The organism is Sphingomonas sp. LR60 (assembly GCF_036855935.1).
GTDB lineage: Bacteria > Pseudomonadota > Alphaproteobacteria > Sphingomonadales > Sphingomonadaceae > Sphingomonas.
Window position 1 is genome coordinate 931,714 of the sequence record NZ_JASPFK010000001.1, and the last position, 18,193, is coordinate 949,906.

Sequence of the window (18,193 nt, forward strand, 5' to 3'; positions counted from 1 at the left end):
CCACCCTTTCCGTCAGGTGAGAGCGATCAAACTTGAAAGCTGAGCGGGCGGGGCGTCGACGGTCCAGCTTAAGCGTTCTTCAGTCTGAACGGTCACGAGACCCGTGCCCTGAGAAGGCTGGCATGCTAGGGCCGCCGACATGTCGAAATCACAAAGCACCGGCGGAACCGTGACCGTCGACGATATCACCTACCAGTGGCAGCTCGAGCGTGAACCGCATCTGTCGGATGATGACGGCTGGAAGGGTATGACGATCGCCCTTCTTCAGCGCGATGCGAAGCGGCAGGCATGGGTGGAGTTTCCGGCGCCCAAGCGGCTCTTGAAGGGGTTGCCGCGGGGGCGTCTGCAACTCGATGATGCAACGATATCGCGGTGCGTGCGCGCTGCCTTGTCGGCGGGGTGGGAGCCGATGTCGCGGGGAAAGCCAGTCGTCTTTATGGTCGATGCCGACGGGAATTGAAGCCGGGAAGGGGGTAGTCGCCTCGCTCGGACGCGACGGTCACCGCTCGCTCGTTAAGATCACTAGGATTTGAAGTCAGTGAATTACCGTCATTCGTTCCATGCCGGAAACAGCGCCGATGTGGTCAAGCACTGTCTGCTGATGTCCCTCGTCCAGGCCCTGCAGCAAAAACAGAGCGCGCTGACCCTCATCGATACCCACGCCGGCTGCGGGCTCTACGACCTGAATGGCGAAGATGCGCAACGCACCGGTGAGTCGGTGCTCGGCGTGCAGCGCGTTATCGATGCCCCGGACCCGCTGCTGGACGACTATCGTGCCGCCGTGCAGGCCGTGAATGTCGGAACCGGGTCGCACCTCTATCCCGGCTCGCCACGAATATTGGCGCAGCTTCTGCGCCCGCAGGACTCGCTGATCCTGAACGAAAAGCATCCCGAGGATGTCCGCATCCTTCGCAGCGTCATGCGCGACACCTCGGCAGCCGTGCACGAGCGAGACGCCTACGAATTCTGGTTGGCGATGGTGCCGCCCCGCACCGCGCGCGGCGTGGTGGTGGTCGATCCCCCGTATGAGCAAACGGACGAACGAGCCCGGATCACGGCAACCCTCGCTGCCGCTTACCGGAAATGGGCGCACGGCGTGGTGGTGATATGGTATCCCTTGAAGGACCGCGCGACGCATTGGCGTTGGAAGGAGCAATTGCGCAAGCTTGGCATCGCCAAACTTCTTACGGTGGAGCATTGGTTGTACGACGACGATCGACCCGGCATCTACAATGGTGCAGGTCTTTTCATCGTCAACCCGCCCTACGCCTTCACCCAGGCGCTGGCGCCTCTGCTTGAAGCCCTTCGCGCTGTGCTGGCTCCGGAGGGCCATAGGGGTGAGCTCGAAGTGAGTTGGCTGAACGGGTGAAGTATGTTCGGGGCCGGCGCAGGACTCCCTGGTTCTCCTATTCTATCGCCTGAAACGGATGATGCAGGTGTCGTAGGCACCGATCGACAGTCCGCCGCCAACCTCTCCGGAGGCGCAGGTCTTTGCGCCGAAGCGCGGGGTCGTGCCCTCGAAACCTTGCAGTGACGGCGTCGACGGGTTGGCGCCCGTGTTGGCGATGACGACCGCACCGTTCTGGTCGGCGGCTTCGCGCGCGAAGGCGAAGATCTTCGGGTCGCCGCTTTCGAGCGGTATGTAGCGGCCGCTGCGGAACACAGGGTCGGTCTTCCGCAAGGCGATTAGCGACCGATACCAGTTGAGCAGCGAACCCGGATCGCGCTCCTGCGCGGCGACGTTGGTGCCGACGTAGCGCTGGTTGGCGGGCAGCCACGGCGTGCCGGTCGAGAAGCCCGCGTTGCGTGCCGTGCTCCATTGCATCGGGGTGCGCGCACGATCGCGCTCGTCGCTGCGCGGACGATTGGGGTCGAGCGGGACCTTGGCGAGCGTCGCCTTGTCCATGTCGCCCATCCCGATTTCCTCGCCGTAATACATGAGCGCGGTGCCGGGGTTGAGCAGGGTGAGCGCGGCGGCCATCTTGCCGATCAGCGCGTCATGCTTGCCGTCGCCGAACTCGCTATACTGGCGCGACTGGTCGTGGTTGCTGAAGAACTCGACCGGCGTGAGCCCCTCGAGCTGCGTCGCGGCCTCGTCGTAACGCCGCTTGAAGGTCGCGGCATCGAGCTTGTCGATGTTGCCGACCAGGAAGTTCATCGGCAGGTGAATCTCGTCCTTGTCCTTGCCGTACACCGCCCGCAGTTGCTGGACGTTGCGGGTGGAGGATTCGCCGAGCAGGACCGGGTTGCCGGGGTAGCTGTCGACGATCTTGCGCATCTCGCGAAGCACCGCGTTGGTGCCGGGCAGTTGAGAGTTGTAGGGTTTCAGCCAGACCGGATCGCCACCGGTCGGATCGGGATCCTGCGGCCATGCCGGGTCTTCGAAGAGATAGGGGGTAGCGTCGAGCCGAAACCCCGCCGCGCCATGATCCAGCCAGAAGCGCACGACGTCGAACATCGCCTTCTTCAGGCCCGGACTGGACCAGTTGAGGTCAGGCTGCTGGGAAAGAAAGATGTGGTAATACCATTGCTTGCGGGTCGTGTCCCACGTCCAGGCCGGCCCGCCGAAGATCGACTGCCAATTGGTGGGCGGCGTGTCCGGGGCGCCATCGCGCCACATATACCAGTCCGCCTTGGGATTGGTTCGTGAACTGCGCGACTCCTTGAACCACGGATGCTCGGCGGAGCTGTGGTTTACGACGAGATCGACCATCACGCGGATACCGCGCTTCTTCGCTTCGGCGACCAGCCGGTTCCAGTCCGCCATCGTGCCGTATTGCGGATCGACCGCGGTGTAATCGGCGACGTCATAGCCGAAGTCGGCATTGGGCGAGGGGAAGAACGGCGTCACCCAGATCGCGTCGACGCCGAGTGCCTTCAGATAGTCGAGCCGCGACGTGATACCGGGCAAATCACCGACGCCATCGCCGTTCGTGTCCTGGAAGCTGCGTGGATAAATTTCATAGATGACGGCGTGTTTCCACCATGGAACCGTCTCTGCCTTTACAGCAGACTGTTGCTGTGCAGCCACGCCACTCGACAATAGCGCGGGGTTTGATAGCGCTACCGAAAGCATCGCACGCATCAAAGTCTTTTCATGGGCTGCATCCTCTCTAGTCGTCGGCGAGCCGATTGGCTATTTCATGAAGATAGATGAAAAGTTTGGCATTGCAATCGATTGCAGCAGCGCGTAGTCGATTCGCATGACTTCAATGTCACGGCGAGTGAAACCGCCGGGCAGCGTTAAAGGAGGGGAATGAGGAATGACGTCTACACGGCAAGTGCTCGTATGTTCGACCGCGGCGCTGGCGCTGCTCTCCAGCGGTTCGGCCGCAGCACAGACCAACGTCGTTCCCGAACCCGCCCCGGCAACGGACCCTGCCACTGCACCATTGGTCGACGAGAGTGCATCGGTGCCGCAGGACATCGTCGTCACCGGTCTGCGCGCCAGCCTCGAGCGCGCGCAGGCGTTGAAGAAGAACAGTTCTTCGGTGATCGAGGCCGTGTCCGCCGAGGATATTGGCAAGCTGCCGCAGTCGAGCGTTGCCGATTCATTGGGGCGTCTCGCTGGTCTGGCCGGCGAGCGTCGCTCAGGTCGTATCAGCGGCATTTCCGTGCGTGGTTTCCGCGAGGATTTCGTCGGCACGACGCTGAATGGTCGCGAACTGATCGGCATCGGTGACAACCGCGGCGTCGAATATGACCTGTACCCGGCGGAGATCGTCGGCAGCGCGGTCGTCTACAAGACGCCGGACGCCGGCCTGACCGCGATGGGCGTGGGCGGCACGGTCGATATCCGCACCGTCCGCCCGCTGGAGCGCAAGCGCGCGCTGATCGTCAATGGCAGCGTCGAGCAGAACGGCCAGCCGTCGCGCAACCCTGATTTCAGCAACCGCGGTTATCGTCTGGCGCTGTCGTTCAGCGACAAGTTCGCCAACGACACGATCGGCATTGCGCTGACCGCGGCGACCACGTCGTCACCGGTGCAGAACCAGTTCTCGAGCGTCTGGGGCTATGCCGACGACGCGGTCACCTCAGGCCCCAATGCGGGCAAGCAGGTGGTGTCCGGCTATGAGGCCGCGGCACGGTCGCGCGTGCTGAAGCGCGACACGCTGGCGGGCGTCTTGCAATGGCGACCGGACGAGAAGTTCACGGCGACGGTCGATGCGCTCTACATCGACTTCTCGGATAAGGGCATCTCGCGCGGCTTCATCGAGCAATTGCCGGTGGCCGCGGACGGCAGCGGCATCCTGAGTGCGGACGGCGACCTCGTCACCTCGGCACGCACCAGCGGCTATAATTCCGTGCTGCGCAGCGATCCGCTCGACAAACAGGGCAAGCTCTTCGTCGTCGGCGGCAATCTCGCCTTCAAGCCGACGTCGAACCTGGACCTGACGCTCGATGTGTCTCACTCGAACAGCAGCAAGAACGATACGCGGGGCGAGAGCTATTCGGGCCTGGGCCGCGCGGGCCTGCGGTCGCAGGGGCCGAACACGATCCGGCAGTGGAACTACACCGATCGCGGCCTGATGTTCTCGAACAACAGCCAGACGTTCGACAATTATTCGGTCGTGAAGCTGGCGGGCCCGCAATCGTGGGGTGGCAGCCTGGCGCCGATCACGGAGCTGGACACGCCCGCGGCCCGCGCCGCCGGCATCGGCTTCGCGCAGGCGCAGGACGGGTTCGTGAACTCGGCGCTGTTCGACGAATTCCTGAATGCGGCGCGGATGGAGGCGAATTACCGCTTCGACGACAGCGTGCTGAAGTCGATCAGCGTCGCGCTGCGCTATTCGGATCATAAAAAGTCCAAGACCAACCAGGGCTTCTTCCTGACCGCGCAGACCTATCCATCCGACGGCCCGATCCCCGAGGACGCACGGCGTGGCGTCGCCGATCTCAACTGGGCGGGGCTGGGCAATGTCGTTGCCTATGATGCGCTGGGGCTGATCAACAGCGACTTCTACACGCGCTGGGATGCCGGCGCGCTGGAGCCGGATCGTCTCGGCGATACCTATGCGATCCGCGAAAAGGTGTGGCAGCCGTCGATCAAGGCCGATTTCGAAGTCACGACCGACGCGGTGCGGATGTTCGGCAACGTCGGGGTGCAGGCGCTGATCACCGATCAGCGCGGCACCGGCTTCACCTCGCTGGTCGGGTCGAACCTGCGCGTGCAGGCGACCCCGATCTCGGACGGCGCGAAATACACGCGCGTTCTGCCGAGCATGAACCTGAACTTCGACCTGGGGAACGGCCACACCGTGCGCTTCGCCGCATCGAAGGTCGTCAGCCGGCCGCGTATCGACTATCTCAATCCGGGTTCGTCGGTGAAATTCCGCAACAATGTCGCGGAGGTGACCAGCACCGACCCTGCCCGTGGGCCGTGGTTGTCGACCGGCGGCAATGCGCGCTTGCGGCCGTATGAGGCGAACCAGCTCGATCTCAGCTACGAATTCTACTTCGCCCCGGACGGGTTCGTCTCGGCGTCGGGCTTTTACAAGAAGCTTCTGAACTGGAACATCCAGAGCAATACAATCCGCGACTACACCCAGTTCTACATCCCCGGTTATCACCGTGCGGTCAGCAGCGATGGGCAGACGGTGTATACGCCGGCCACGTTCCTGGGCGTCGATACCACCTATCGCGGCGGGCTGCGCGGCGAGGTGAAGGGGATCGAGCTTCAGGGATCGTTCCCGCTGCGGATCCTGACCGGCGCGCTCGACGGCTTCGGCGTTACCGGTGCGGCGGCGTTCACCGATGGCGGATTGGATGAAGACCTCGACATTCCGGGCCTTTCGGCGCGGGTGTTCCAGGCGACCGCCTATTTCGAGAAGTACGGCTTCTCGGCGCGCGTTTCGGCGAACAGCCGCTCCAAGTGGGTGTCGGAGGATCGCGGTGGCAGCAACACGATCGCGCCGCTCAATCGCAGCGGCCAGACGCTGGTCGACGCGCAGATCGGCTACGACTTCGCGGGCACCAACATCCGCTATCTGCAGGGGCTGCGCGTATCGTTGCAGGCAATGAACCTGACCGATGCACGCGACACCTATTCGGACTCCGACACGGGGCTGTTCCTTCGCAACGAGCAGTTCGGCCGCAACTTCATGCTCAACCTGACCTACGCAATCTTCTGATCGGCCCGGTGCGCGCCATCCCGGCAATGCCGGGGTGGCCGCGTTACGGCAAGGACCGTAAGACCGGCGACGAACCGGGGAGGAAGCGACATGTCAGCAGCGATCGAGCGGGTCGTGATCGTGGGCGGCGGCACTGCAGGGTGGATGACCGCCGCGCTGCTGGTTCGTGTGCTGGGCGACCAGATCGCGATCGAGATGGTCGAATCCGAGGAGATCGGGATCATCGGCGTCGGTGAGGCGACGATCCCGCCGATCCAGCATGTGAACGCGACGCTCGGGGTCGACGAGGCCGAGTTCCTGCGCGAAACCAAGGCGACGATCAAGCTGGCGATCCGGTTCGACGATTGGGGAGCGATCGGCGACCGTTACTTCCACACCTTCGGCACCGCCGGGCGTAACACCGGCTTCTGCGCCTTCCATCATTATTGGCGACGCGCGCGGGAGGCCGGGGCTGACCTGAACTACTGGGATTTCGACCTCAACTATCTGGCGGCGCGTGAGGGACGGTTCGCGAAGTTGCGCGATGGCGACCCGGAATATGCGCTGCCCTACGCCTATCACTTCGATTCCGCCCTCTATGGCCAGTATCTTCGCCGCTACAGCGAGCGGCGCGGCGTGCGCCGCACCGAAGGCATGATCGCGAGCACCCGGCGCGATGCCGAGACTGGTGCGGTCACCACGCTGGTCCTGCGCGACGGGCGCGAGATCGCTGGCGACCTGTTCATCGATTGCTCGGGCGCGCGCGGGTTGCTGATCCAGCAGCAATTGAACGTCGGTTACGAGGATTGGAATCACTGGTTGCCGTGCGACCGTGCGCTGGCGGTGCCGTCGCGGCTTACCGGGCCGACCGATCCCTACACGCGCGCGATCGCGCGTAGCGCGGGATGGCAGTGGCGGATCCCGTTGCAGCACCGCGTCGGCAACGGGCTGGTCTATAGCAGTCGCCATTTGAGCGACGATGACGCCGCCGACCTGTTGCTCGGATCACTGGAGGGCGAGGCGCTGGCCGATCCGCGGCCGATTACCTTCCGCACCGGTCGGGCGCGCCGGCAATGGGACCGCAACGTCGTGGCGATCGGCCTGTCCAGCGGCTTCCTGGAGCCGTTGGAGTCGACCAGCATCTACCTGATCCAGTCCGCGATCGTGCGATTGCTGCACCTGTTTCCGGGGCACGGCATCGATCCGCGCGTGGTCGCCGAATACAATCGGCAGTCGCAGCTGGAATATGAGACCGTGCGCGACTTCATCATTCTTCACTATCACGCCACGCAGCGCGACGACTCCGCATTCTGGCGGGATCTGCGTGCGATGCCGCTGCCCGACCGGCTGGCAGCGAAGATCGCGCTGTTCCGGGCGACCGGCACGCTGTCGCAGGACCCGTTCGACATTTTCATGGAGCCGTCGTGGGTGCAGGTGATGCTGGGGCAGGGCATCGTTCCGCGCGCGCACCATCCGCTCGCCGACGGACCCACGACCGCCGAGTTGCGCGAGCAGCTGAGTGAGTTAGCGGCGGCGCGGCGCGCGCCAGTGGCGGCGATGCCGCTGCACGATGCATTCCTGGATGCGTTCGGTGGTCGCGCCGCGTGACCCCGCCTGCACAAATCGTAATTTTGGGCGGTGGAAGTGCGGGGTGGATCACCGCCAACCTGCTGGCGCACGCGTGGCCGGCAAGTTGTATCACCCTGATCGAGGCGCCGGAGATCGGCACGATCGGGGTAGGTGAAGGCTCGACACCGTCGCTCAAGCGCTTCTTCGAGATCATCGGCATCGCCGAAGACGTGTGGATGCCGCGCTGCCAGGCGACCTACAAAGTCGGGATCCGCTTTGCAGGCTGGAGCCCAGCCGCGCCGTGGACCGATTACCGGCATCCGTTCACGACGCAGATCGACGTGCATACCGAGGAAGCGTTCGTGCTCAACTGCCGCAATCGGCGGTTGGGCCATGACGTACCGGTGCGACCCGACGATTTCCTGCTCAACGGCGTGCTCGCGGCGCGCGGGCTGGCGCCGGTTGCGCCGCCGCATTTTCCGTTCCGCATTGAATATGGCTACCATTTCGACGCGGGCCTGCTCGGTGCCTTCCTGCGCGACACCGCTGTGGCAGGCGGCGTGGAGCATCGCGCGGCACGCGTGACCGGTGCCATGCGCGCCGCGGACGGTGACGTCGAGGCGCTGGTTCTCGACGGTGGCGAGCGCATCGCGGCCGACCTGTTCGTCGATTGCAGCGGTTTTGCGGGTCTGCTGATCGAACGGACGCTCGGCGTGCCGTTCGTCAGCTATCGCGGGCAGTTGTTCAACGATGCAGCGGTGGTCGTGCAGACGCCGCTGACGGACGCGCCGGCGGTCGAGACATTGTCGACTGCGCTATCGGCGGGCTGGTGCTGGTCGATCCCGCTGCGACACCGCATCGGACACGGCTATGTCTATGCTGGCGATTTCCTGTCCGCCGAAGCGGCCGAGCGCGAGTTGCGCATCGCCAGCGGCTGCGGCGAGGCGGCGGCGATACGACATCTGCGATTCCGGACCGGGCGGATGGCGCGGCATTGGGAGCGCAACTGCCTGGCGGTCGGGCTCGCGCAAGGCTTCATCGAGCCGCTGGAGGCGACGGCGTTACATTTGGTGCTCAACACCGTCGAGCAATTCATCGATCATTATGCAACGGGCACGCGTGATGCGTTCAACGACATCATCTCGGCGCGCTTCGATGGCGTGCGGGACTATATCGCCGCGCATTACAAGCTGACCTCGCGCGCCGACACCGACTATTGGCGCGCGAACGCTGCTAACGAGGATATGCCTGACGCGTTGCTGCACTTCCTCGACGCATGGTTCCGTCGCGCCGACCTTAGCGAGGCGCTTCGTCAGATCGGAGAACGGGCGCAGTTCGGCAGCCTGTCGTGGCATTGCCTGCTGGCCGGTTACGGTGCGTTCCCTGCGGTGACACAGCCTGCGCGGAGCGACGTCGATTTCTACGCTGCGCGCAGTGTCGCGACCTTCTTGAACGGATGCAGCCGCAACTTCGATGCGGTGTCGTACCCGAGCTAGATATCTCGAACGAAGAGTGCGTTCTGGCAATCGGAGGCAAGCCGAACTGCGTTCACGTAAACACCGACAAACAAAGTACGAGCAGGAGCGCGATTACCGAGATCAACGTCTCGCAAACCGTCCAGCTACGGATCGTGTCGGTGACGCTCAGCCCGAAGTACTCCTTCACCAACCAAAAGCCGCCGTCGTTGACGTGGCTTAGCACGACCGACCCTGCGCCGGTGGCGAGCACCAGCAATTCAGGTCGCACCGCCGGCTGGGCGGCGGCGAGTGGTGCCACGATCCCGGCGGCGGTCGCCATGGCGACGGTCGCCGATCCGGTCGCCACCCGCATCAGCGCCGCGATCGACCAGGCAAGCACCAGCACCGGGACGTGCCATTGCGTGGCCAGCCCCACCAGCGCGCCGGACACCCCGCCGTCGGTCAGCATCCGGCCGAAGCCGGCGCCGACGCCCACGACGAGCGTGATCAGCGCGGTCGGGGCAAGGCAGTCGTTGGTGTAGCGCTGGATCGTCTCCATCGTCAGCCCGCGCGCGAGTCCGAGCGTCCAGTAGCTCGCCAGCACCGCGAAGAGCAGCGCGACCACCGGCGTTCCGACGAAGCGGACGATCTGGTCCGCAGTCGAGCCAGGTATCGTGATCGTTGCGCCGACGCTCCCTAGCAGCATCAGCGCGACCGGCAGCAACAGGGTGGCGACGGTGATGCCGAAGCCCGGCAGCACGCGGTCGGGCCTCTCCGCGACCGGCGTCATCGACGGCGCGGCAGGAGCAAGGCGCGGCACGATCAACCGGGCGTAGAGCGGCCCGGCGATGGCGGCGGTCGGAACGCCGACGATCAGCGCGAACAGCACGGTCAGCCCGACGTCGGCGCCGAACGCCTGGGTCGCCAGCATCGCGGCGGGGTGGGGCGGTACCATCGCATGGACGACCGACAAGCCCGCCGCCATCGGCAGCCCGAGCCGCATCGGATGCTGCCCCAGCCGGGCGGCCACCGCGAAGACGATCGGCACCAGCAGCACGAAGCCAACCTCGAAGAACACCGGCAAGCCGACGATCAGCGCGACCGTCATCATCGCCCAGTCGGCGCGGCGTGCGCCGAAAAAGCCGATGACGGTTTGCGCAACCTGGTCCGCGCCGCCCGACTCGACCATCATTTTGCCGAGGATCGTTCCCAGCGCGACGACGAGCGCGATATGGCCGAGTGCGCCGCCGACCCCGGCCTCGAACGCCTTGACGATCGAGGCCGGGGGCAGCCCAGTCGCCAGCGCAAGGCCGAGCGAGACCAGCACCAGCGCGATGAATGGGCTGAGCCGGACACGGACGATCAGCGCGATCAGGATCGCGACCGCGGCCGCGCCCTCGATCAGCAACAGCGTGCCGGACGCCACTTACGGTTTCTTCCAAGCCACGCAGTCCACCTCGACCTTGCAGTCGACCACCATCTGCGACACCACGCAGGCGCGCGCCGGCGGGTTGGCGCCGAAATATTCCTTGAAGATGCGGTTGAACGACATGAAGTCGCGCGCATCGTCCAGCCACACGCCGCAGCGCACGACATGCTCAGGGCCGTAGCCGGCCTCCTCCAGGATCTTCAGGACGTTGCGGATCGCCTGGTGCGTTTGCGGGACGATCCCGCCATCGATCACCTCGCCATCGACCATCGGCACCTGTCCAGAGACGTAGAGCCAGCCGTCGGCCTGTACTGCGCGTGCAAAGGGCAAATGCTGCCCGCCGGTGCCGCTGCCGCCTTCGACGCCGTAGCGCTTGATCCCGTCACTCATTCATCGATCCTCTTCGTTGAAAAACGTTCTGGCTTTCCGGGCGGCGCAGCATCTGGCCGGCGCGCGCGCCGGTCATCCCGGCGCGATCAAGCGTCGCGACGCCATTGACCCACACGCCCAGCACGCCCGCGGCGGGCTGCTCGGGATCGTCGTAGCGGGCGCGGTCCGCGATCCGTGCGGGATCGAACAGCACGAGATCCGCCGCCATGCCGGCACGTACATAGCCGCGATCCACCAGCCCGAAGCGATCCGCGGCCAGTCCGGTCATCTTGCGGATCGCCGCTGGGAGCGACAACAGGCCGCGCTTGCGAACGTAATGCGCGATGACACGTGGGAAGCTGCCCCATAGTCGTGGGTGCGGACGCGGATCGCAGGGCAAGCCGTCCGACCCGATCATGGTCAGCCGGTGGGCGAGGATGCGGTCGACGTCGGCCTCGGCCATGCAATGATAGACGGCGCCGGCCGGTTGCAGCCGTTTGGCGGCGTCCAGCGGCGCGACGCCCCAGTCTGCGGCGATCTCACTTAGCATCCGGCCAACCTGCGCCGGCTCCGCGTCCGACCAGGTAATCATGATCGGCGTTTCCGGGACGACCTGCCCCAGGTCGAGCGTCGAGGAACTGGCGGTATAGGGATAACAGTCACAGCCGACCGGATGCGTGGCGGCGGCCACCTCCAATTGTTCGAGAATGGCACCGCTGCGGCCATGTTGCGGCGCACCCGCGCATTTCAGGTGCGAGACCACCAGCGGCGCAGTGGCATGGCGAGCGATGGCGACCGCCTCGTCGATCGCAGCGCTGATGCCGCTGCCCTCGCTGCGCAGGTGGGTGCAATAGACGCCGCTCGTCCCGCGCAACGCCGCAGCGACGGCCATCACCTCGTCCGTAGAGGCCTGAATTGCATTGGCATAGGCCAGTCCGGTCGAGAAGCCGAACGCCCCGGCTGCCAGCGCTTCGGCGAGGTCGGCGCGCATTGCGCTGCGCTCCGCGACGCTGGCGTCACGGTCGAGCCGGTCGAGATGTCGCGCGCGCAAGGCTGTGTGGCCGACCAGCGCGGCGACGTTGGTTGCGGGGCCAGTGGCGTCGACCGCAGCGGCGTAAGCGGCGAACGTGGCGTAACGGAACGCCTCCGGTGCGCCGAGCAACACCATGGGATCGGGCAAGGTATCACCGGTGGCACAGCCGGCGCCTGCGCTGATCCCGCAGTTGCCGACGACGACCGTCGTGACGCCCTGCGTGACCTTTGCCGTCATCAAAGGGCGTGTGATTACAACGAGATCGTCATGGGTATGCGCGTCGATGAAGCCGGGTGCGAGGGCGAGGCCGCGCGCGTCGATAGAGCCGGTGGCGGGTGGGTCGCTCGCCGGCGTGATGGCGGCGATGCGGCCGGCGCGGATCGTCACGTCGGCGAGGAAGCCCTCGCTGCCGGTGCCGTCGTAGAGCATCGCTCCGGCAATCGTCGTTTCGGTCATGATGCCCTCCTCCCGCATTGTCACTGCGCCCCGCAATTAAGTAAACGTCTTGGAGTTTCAGGAGGCTGGCGGTGACGGTGATCGAGTTGAACAAGGGGGTGGGCCAGGGTGAGGGGCCGTGGGACCTGCTGGCCGGCGATGTGCCGTTCCCTGCCGCGGTGCTGAGCGCGTCGAGGATGGCGCACAATCTCGCGTGGATGCGTTCGTTTATCGAGGCTTACGACATGGCGCTCGCACCGCATGGGAAGACCAGCATGGCGCCCGCGCTGTTCCGGCGGCAGCTCGATGCCGGGGCGTGGGGCATTACCGTCGCCACCAGCCAGCAGGCGGAAGTGGCGGCAGCGCATGGTGTCGGACGCATTTTGATCGCCAATCAGGTCGTGGGTGCAGCGAATGTCGCCAAAATAGCCGGGCTTGCAGCGCGTCCGGACCTCGATTTGCTGTGTCTGGTCGACAGTCCGGCGGGTGTGGCGATGCTGGGGACCGCATGTCGCGCGCGCGGCGTGACGCTCGACGTGCTGATCGAGCTGGCGCCCGAACGCGACCAGCCGGGCTTCCGAACCGGCATCCGTGACGAGGCGCAACTCGCGGCGTTGCTCGACGCGCTTGCCGAGTGGGGCGGCGTTTTGCGGCTGGCGGGGATCGAATTCTACGAAGGCGTGCTGCCCGACGAAGCCGAGGTGCGCCGCTTCGTGCGGCGCGCGGTGGACGTCGTCACGCGGCTGGTGCGCGCGGGAGCGATCGAGCGCGCGCCCGCGATCCTGACCGGTGCGGGATCGGCGTGGTATGATGTCGTGGCGGAGGAGAGCGCGGGGGCGACGCGCGACGGCGCGGTGCAGGTGCTGCTTCGGCCGGGCTGTTATCTGAGCCACGACGACGGCCTGTACCGCGCCGCGCAGGAGCGGATCCTCGAGCGAAACCCGGTCGCCCCGACGCTCGGCGAAGCGCTGCTGCCGGCGCTGCGCATCTGGGCGGTGGTGCAGTCGATCCCCGATCCGGCCCGCGCTGTAGTGGCGATGGGCAAGCGCGACGTCGCCTTCGACGCCGGGCTGCCACGTCCCGCGACCCTGTTTCGCCCCGGCCGCGACACCAGCCCGGCGACCGCGCCCGCGCATTGGGAGGTCACCGGCCTGATGGACCAGCACGCCTATCTGGCGATCACGCCGGGCGACGATCTGGCGGTCGGCGACGTGCTGGCCTTCGATATCTCGCATCCGTGCCTGACCTTCGACAAATGGCGGCGCGTGCTGGTCGCCGACGACGCGCATCGCGTAGTGGAGGTGGTGGAGACGTTCTTCTGAGCGTCGCCACCGGGGAGGGGCTCAGCGCGTCAGGATGCCGATCTCCGCGATCGCCAGTCGCTTCTCGCCCTTGGCGGTGCGGGTAAAGGCGATCTCGATATAGCGACCACGATGCGGGCGGGCGAAGGCGAGCCGCTGCGGGGCCTGATTGGCGGCGATGTTGCTGAACTCGCCGCGCTCCTGCGGCGGTCCGGTCAACGCCGGATCGTTGCCGACCCGCACCGTCCAGGCGGCGGGGTCACCGGCACCCTGCGGCGCGTGCCAGCCGGGTTTCAGCACGAACCCACGCACGTCGACGCTGCGACCGAGGTCGATCGTCACCGAGCAGGGGCGACCATCGGGACCGGTCAGCGGCGCGATCCAGTCGGTGCGGTTCAATTCGTCGATCAGCCGTTCGGCGTCGGGGGCGCTGGCGCGAACGATCTTCCAGTCGCTCTTGCGGATATCGAAGCTCTGCCGGCCGATCGTGCTGACCGCGCGGGTGGCGCGGTGGATACCGATCGCCTGCACCACGCCGCCGTCGGGAAGCGCGAAAGGTGCGGTATAGCGCGGCGAGGTGAGCGTCGGGGCGCTGCCCTCGGTGGTGAATGCGATCTCCTGACCCGGCGCGTCGCTGGTCAGCGTCACCATGCCGTCGCGGTCGCGCACGATGTGCGGCGGCTCCAGCAGCACCGGGGCGAGATAGAGGCCGAATTCGGTGATCGCAGGCGCGGCGCGGGTCGCGACGATCCGCAACCGTACACCGCGGGTGGTGACGGGTGTGTCGAGACGGATCACGCGCTGCGATCCAATACCTTCCTTGCTGGCGACCTCGACCCACGCACCGGCGCGCTGGACGTCGATCGCGAACCGATCGACGCGCAGGCCGAACGGCAGATGTTCGGCGAGCCGCACCACGTCGAAGGTCCGGGCGCTGCCGAGATCGAGCGTCAACGTCGGCGCCGTCGCGCCGTCGTGGCTCGCCCAGAAGCTGTTCGGATCGCCGTCGAGCACGTTCGCCGCGGCATGGCCGGGCCGCGCGCTGCTGGCGACGGGTCGCGCACCGCTGGCGAGATTGGTGGCGTACATACGGCGCAGCGCGGCCCCGAACGCGGTGAGATTGCCGACATCCTCGTCGGTGACCAGCCCGCGTGTGTCGGGGGCGAGGTTGAGCAACAGCCCCGCGCTGCGTCCGACCGTCTCGAAATAGATCTTCATCAGATTGGCGGGGCTGCGGCTCTGCCCGTCCTCATAGGCGTGCCAGAACCAGCCGTAGCGGGTCGAGACATCGGCCTCCGCGGGCCACCAGACCGAGCCGCCGCGCACACCGCTATTGCCCTTTTCGGGGGTGAAGCCCTTGTCGTCCATCGTCGCCCAGCACGGATCGCTGGCCTCGCCTTCCTCGTTGCCGACCCAGCGCAGATCGGCGCCGACCGGATCGAAGGTGCAGGCCATCGGCTGCAGTTCGTGGACATAGTCGATGATCGACGGCCAGTTGTAATAAGGCACGGCGTCGATCTTCCGCACTTCGCGCGCGCCGCCATAATAGCCGTCGCCGCCGTTCGCGCCATCGAAGAACACTTCGTAGATCGGGCCGTAGTTGGTCAGCAGCTCGCGGAGCTGGTTGCGGAAGAAGGTGATATATTCGGGACGCCCGTATTCGGCGTGATTGCGATCCCACGGCGACAGGTAGATGCCGAACCGGAGCCCGTGGCGGCGGCAGGCGGCGGACAGCTCCCCGACGATGTCGCCCTTGCCGTTCCTGTACGGGCTGTTCTTGACGCTATGCTCGGTATAGGCGCTCGGCCACAGGCAGAATCCATCGTGATGCTTGGCGGTGATGATCAGCCCGCGCAGCTCGGCGGCCTTCGCCGCGCCGACGATCTGGTCGGCGTCGAACTGCTTCGGATCGAAGATCGCCGGATCCTCGTCGCCATAGCCCCATTCGCGATCGGTGAAGGTGTTGATCGTGAAGTGGACGAAGGCATTCTGCTCCAGCCGGTGCCACGCAAGCTGCCGCGCCGAGGGCGTCGCGCCGTACGGGACCAGCTTGGCGGCGGACGGCGCAGCGAGCGCGGACGCGGGGAAGGACAGGCCGGCGGCGGCACCGGCGATCACGCCGCGCCGCGACAAATGGGGGAGAGAGGTCACCGAGGCTCCTTCGGGGTCAGTCGCACCGTGTCGATGCCGTAGAGCGGCCCGCCGACCGGCGGCGCGATCGTGAGACAGAGGTCTGCCTTGGCGGTCGCGGCCGACAGCGGTGCGGTCAGCGTGAGGCGGTTCGGTGCGGTGGCGGGATCGGGCAGCGGCATCGCGGCCAGCACCGGGCCGGCGCAGTCTCCGGCGTGGACCATCAGCGTGCCGAAGCTGGTCGGATGGTAGCGCCATACCACCTGCTCGCGCTGCGGCTGGCGGAGCGCGAAATTGCGCGGGAGCCGTCCGATCGTCACGCTGATCGCATCGACCTGATCGAGCGGGGCGTCGGGATACCGCCAGCAGCTATCGAAGATGTTCATGCTGTGCGCCGGCCCGGCGGTCGCGTCGGGCGAGAGCGGGAGGCGCAGGAGGATGCCGGTGGTGGTGCACGGCGGCAGCGCCGCGCTGGTGCGGGTCAGCAGGGCGGCGGGGGTGGTGTCGAAGCGGCGCGCCGCCGAGAGCGCGCGGCCGTCAGGGGCGATCGTGACGGCGCGGATCACGCTTCCCGCTGCGACCGTCAGCGGCGTGGCATAAGCGGGGGAGGCGGCGGACGGCGCGCTGCCGTCGGTCGTATAGCGGATCGTGCCATAGTCCGCCTGATGGGTCAGCGCGACCGTGACGCGCTTCGCACGCAGCGCCGCGCCGACGCTGCCTGCAACGGCGAAGTCGATCGCGAAGGCGGCGTCGGCGGCGGCGATCCCCTGTCGGCGATAGCGGTCCATCTGCGGATCGAGCCGGGTGAGGAATGCCGGCCAGTCGCGCGCCGCCTTCGGGGACCAGGCCATTTCCGCCAGCGCGGCGAGGCGCGGGAACAGCGCATGTTCGCGCTGTTCGGGGGTGACCATATATTCCGCCCAGAGATTGGCCTGCGCGCCGAGCACATGATGCGCACGGGCGGGCGCGATCGCGGCGGGCAACGGATCATAAGCGTAGACGTCGGCGAGCGTCTGTATCTTCAGCCGGCCGGGCGGCTCGTCACCGCGCGCGCTTTGCAGATTGTCGAGATAGAGCACCGGGCCGGGCGAAAGCACCACGTCATGCCCCAGATTCGCCGCCTCGATCGCGCCAGCCTCGCGGCGCCACGACATGACCGAGGCGGAGGCGGGCAGTCCGCCCTCGAGGATCTCGTCCCATCCGATCAGGCGGCGGCCGTGGCGAGCGAGATGTTTGCCCAATTGGCCGATATACCAGCTTTGCAGATGCTGTTCGTCGGCGATGCCCAACGCGCGCATCTGCGCCTGCACCGTCGCCGATGCCTGCCACTGGTCCTTCAGCGCCTCGTCGCCGCCGACATGGATATAGGGCGAGGGGAAGATCGCCATCACCTCGTCGAGGACGTTGCGGACGAAGGTCAGGCTGCGCGCGTCGGTGCCGAACAGGTACGGGTTGATCCCCCAGTTGCCCGACACCGACGGGCGGTCGCCGAGTACGCCGATCTCCGGATAGGCGGCGATCGCCGCCTGTGCATGGCCCGGCAAGTCGATCTCCGGCACGATCGTCACCGCGCGCGCCGCGGCGTACGCGACCAAGGCGCGCAATTGCTCCTGCGTGTAGAAGCCGCCGTACTGGCCCGCCGGTGCGCCGTCGTTGGGGGTCGTCGACGCGCGCCACGCACCGCGCCGCGTCAGGTCGGGATAGCGTTTGATCTCGATCCGCCAGCCCTGGTCGTCGGTCAGGTGCAATTGCAGCCGGTTGAGCTTGTGCTGCGCCATCATGTCGATGACGCGCTCGATCGCGGCGATCGGCTGCATATGGCGCGCGACGTCGAGCATCACGCCGCGCCACGCGAAGCGCGGGCGGTCGTCGATCGCCATCGCGGGCACGGCGACGGCGTCACCGTAATGCGCGTCGGGCGAGAGCATTTGGGCGAGCGTCATCGCGCCATAGAAGAGTCCGGCATCGCTGGCGGCGGTGATGCGGATCCCGGCGGGGGTGACGTCGAGGCGGTAGCGTTCGTCGCCGGCGCTGGCCTTGCCGGTGCGGACGAAGCGGATCGCAGCTGCGCCACCCTCGGCGACCCGCAGGCGCAGGCCGCGGGTGCGGGCGACGATCTCGACCGCGCGTTCGGCGGCGTTGCGCGCGGGGGGATCGCGGCGCGGCACCACGAGCGTCGCGCCATCCTCGACCCGGAACGCTCCGGTGCCCGGCATGACGGCGGCCGGCACCGGCAAGACCGCTGTCAGCGGGGCGGCGGCGAGCGGGCTGGACGCCAGCAGCGCCGCTGCCAACGCTGCGCCGCAGAGGGGACGGCCTGTCATCATTCGCTCTCCCGATCGTGGCAGCGCCGCCCGCGG

Annotated in this window: 12 protein-coding genes; 6 read left to right on the forward strand and 6 right to left on the reverse strand. The window is 66.6% G+C overall.

Translation table 11 applies throughout. The features are described 5' to 3' along the window. The first annotated feature begins 139 nt into the window (after positions 1-139). Complete coding sequence (locus QP166_RS04305) at positions 140-460, forward strand: hypothetical protein (RefSeq protein WP_333914797.1); 321 nt, start codon at positions 140-142, stop codon at positions 458-460. Between the two features lie 78 nt (positions 461-538). Next, on the forward strand, positions 539-1,369 hold the full coding sequence (locus QP166_RS04310; RefSeq protein WP_333914798.1) for a 23S rRNA (adenine(2030)-N(6))-methyltransferase RlmJ: 831 nt from the start codon (positions 539-541) through the stop codon (positions 1,367-1,369). Positions 1,370-1,411: 42 nt separating this feature from the next. On the opposite strand, the gene QP166_RS04315 is transcribed toward QP166_RS04310, so the two are convergent. Further along, entirely contained in the window at positions 1,412-2,911 is a 1,500-nt protein-coding gene (locus QP166_RS04315; RefSeq protein WP_333914799.1) for a glycoside hydrolase family 13 protein, read from the reverse strand. A 352-nt stretch (positions 2,912-3,263) separates the two neighbouring features. Here QP166_RS04315 and QP166_RS04320 point away from each other — a divergent pair, with 352 nt between their 5' ends. From QP166_RS04320 to QP166_RS04330, 3 genes are all read left to right on the forward strand, one after another. Continuing rightward, on the forward strand, positions 3,264-6,131 hold the full coding sequence (locus tag QP166_RS04320) for a TonB-dependent receptor (RefSeq protein WP_333914800.1): 2,868 nt from the start codon (positions 3,264-3,266) through the stop codon (positions 6,129-6,131). A gap of 90 nt (positions 6,132-6,221) precedes the next feature. Next, positions 6,222-7,718: a tryptophan halogenase family protein gene (locus QP166_RS04325; RefSeq protein WP_333914801.1), complete on the forward strand. Its 1,497-nt coding sequence runs from the start codon at positions 6,222-6,224 to the stop codon at positions 7,716-7,718. Beyond that, on the forward strand, positions 7,715-9,175 hold the full coding sequence (locus QP166_RS04330) for a tryptophan halogenase family protein (protein ID WP_333914802.1): 1,461 nt from the start codon (positions 7,715-7,717) through the stop codon (positions 9,173-9,175). The genes QP166_RS04325 and QP166_RS04330 overlap by 4 nt, the downstream gene beginning before the upstream one ends. Before the next feature lie 52 nt (positions 9,176-9,227). Here the strand turns inward: QP166_RS04330 and QP166_RS04335 are convergent, their stop codons facing one another. Genes QP166_RS04335 through QP166_RS04345 form a run of 3 tightly spaced genes read right to left on the reverse strand, consistent with a single transcriptional unit; the run spans position 9,228 to position 12,423 of the window. Next, complete coding sequence (locus QP166_RS04335) at positions 9,228-10,562, reverse strand: GntT/GntP/DsdX family permease (protein ID WP_333914803.1); 1,335 nt, start codon at positions 10,560-10,562, stop codon at positions 9,228-9,230. Then, complete coding sequence (locus QP166_RS04340) at positions 10,563-10,955, reverse strand: RidA family protein (RefSeq protein WP_333914804.1); 393 nt, start codon at positions 10,953-10,955, stop codon at positions 10,563-10,565. Continuing rightward, a complete protein-coding gene (locus tag QP166_RS04345; RefSeq protein WP_333914805.1) occupies positions 10,948-12,423 on the reverse strand; it encodes an N-acyl-D-amino-acid deacylase family protein in 1,476 nt (491 codons plus the stop codon). The genes QP166_RS04340 and QP166_RS04345 overlap by 8 nt, the downstream gene beginning before the upstream one ends. 71 nt (positions 12,424-12,494) lie before the next feature. Between QP166_RS04345 and QP166_RS04350 the strand changes: the two genes are divergently transcribed. Beyond that, positions 12,495-13,724, forward strand: a complete 1,230-nt coding sequence (locus QP166_RS04350; RefSeq protein WP_333914806.1) for an amino acid deaminase — start codon at positions 12,495-12,497, stop codon at positions 13,722-13,724. 21 nt (positions 13,725-13,745) lie between these two features. On the opposite strand, the gene QP166_RS04355 is transcribed toward QP166_RS04350, so the two are convergent. Together QP166_RS04355 and QP166_RS04360 are read right to left on the reverse strand one after the other, a co-directional pair. Beyond that, on the reverse strand, positions 13,746-15,854 hold the full coding sequence (locus QP166_RS04355; RefSeq protein ID WP_333914807.1) for an alpha-L-fucosidase: 2,109 nt from the start codon (positions 15,852-15,854) through the stop codon (positions 13,746-13,748). Then, entirely contained in the window at positions 15,851-18,157 is a 2,307-nt protein-coding gene (locus QP166_RS04360) for a family 20 glycosylhydrolase (RefSeq protein WP_333914808.1), read from the reverse strand. Before QP166_RS04360 ends, QP166_RS04355 begins: the two co-directional genes overlap by 4 nt. Between the last annotated feature and the right edge of the window lie 36 nt (positions 18,158-18,193).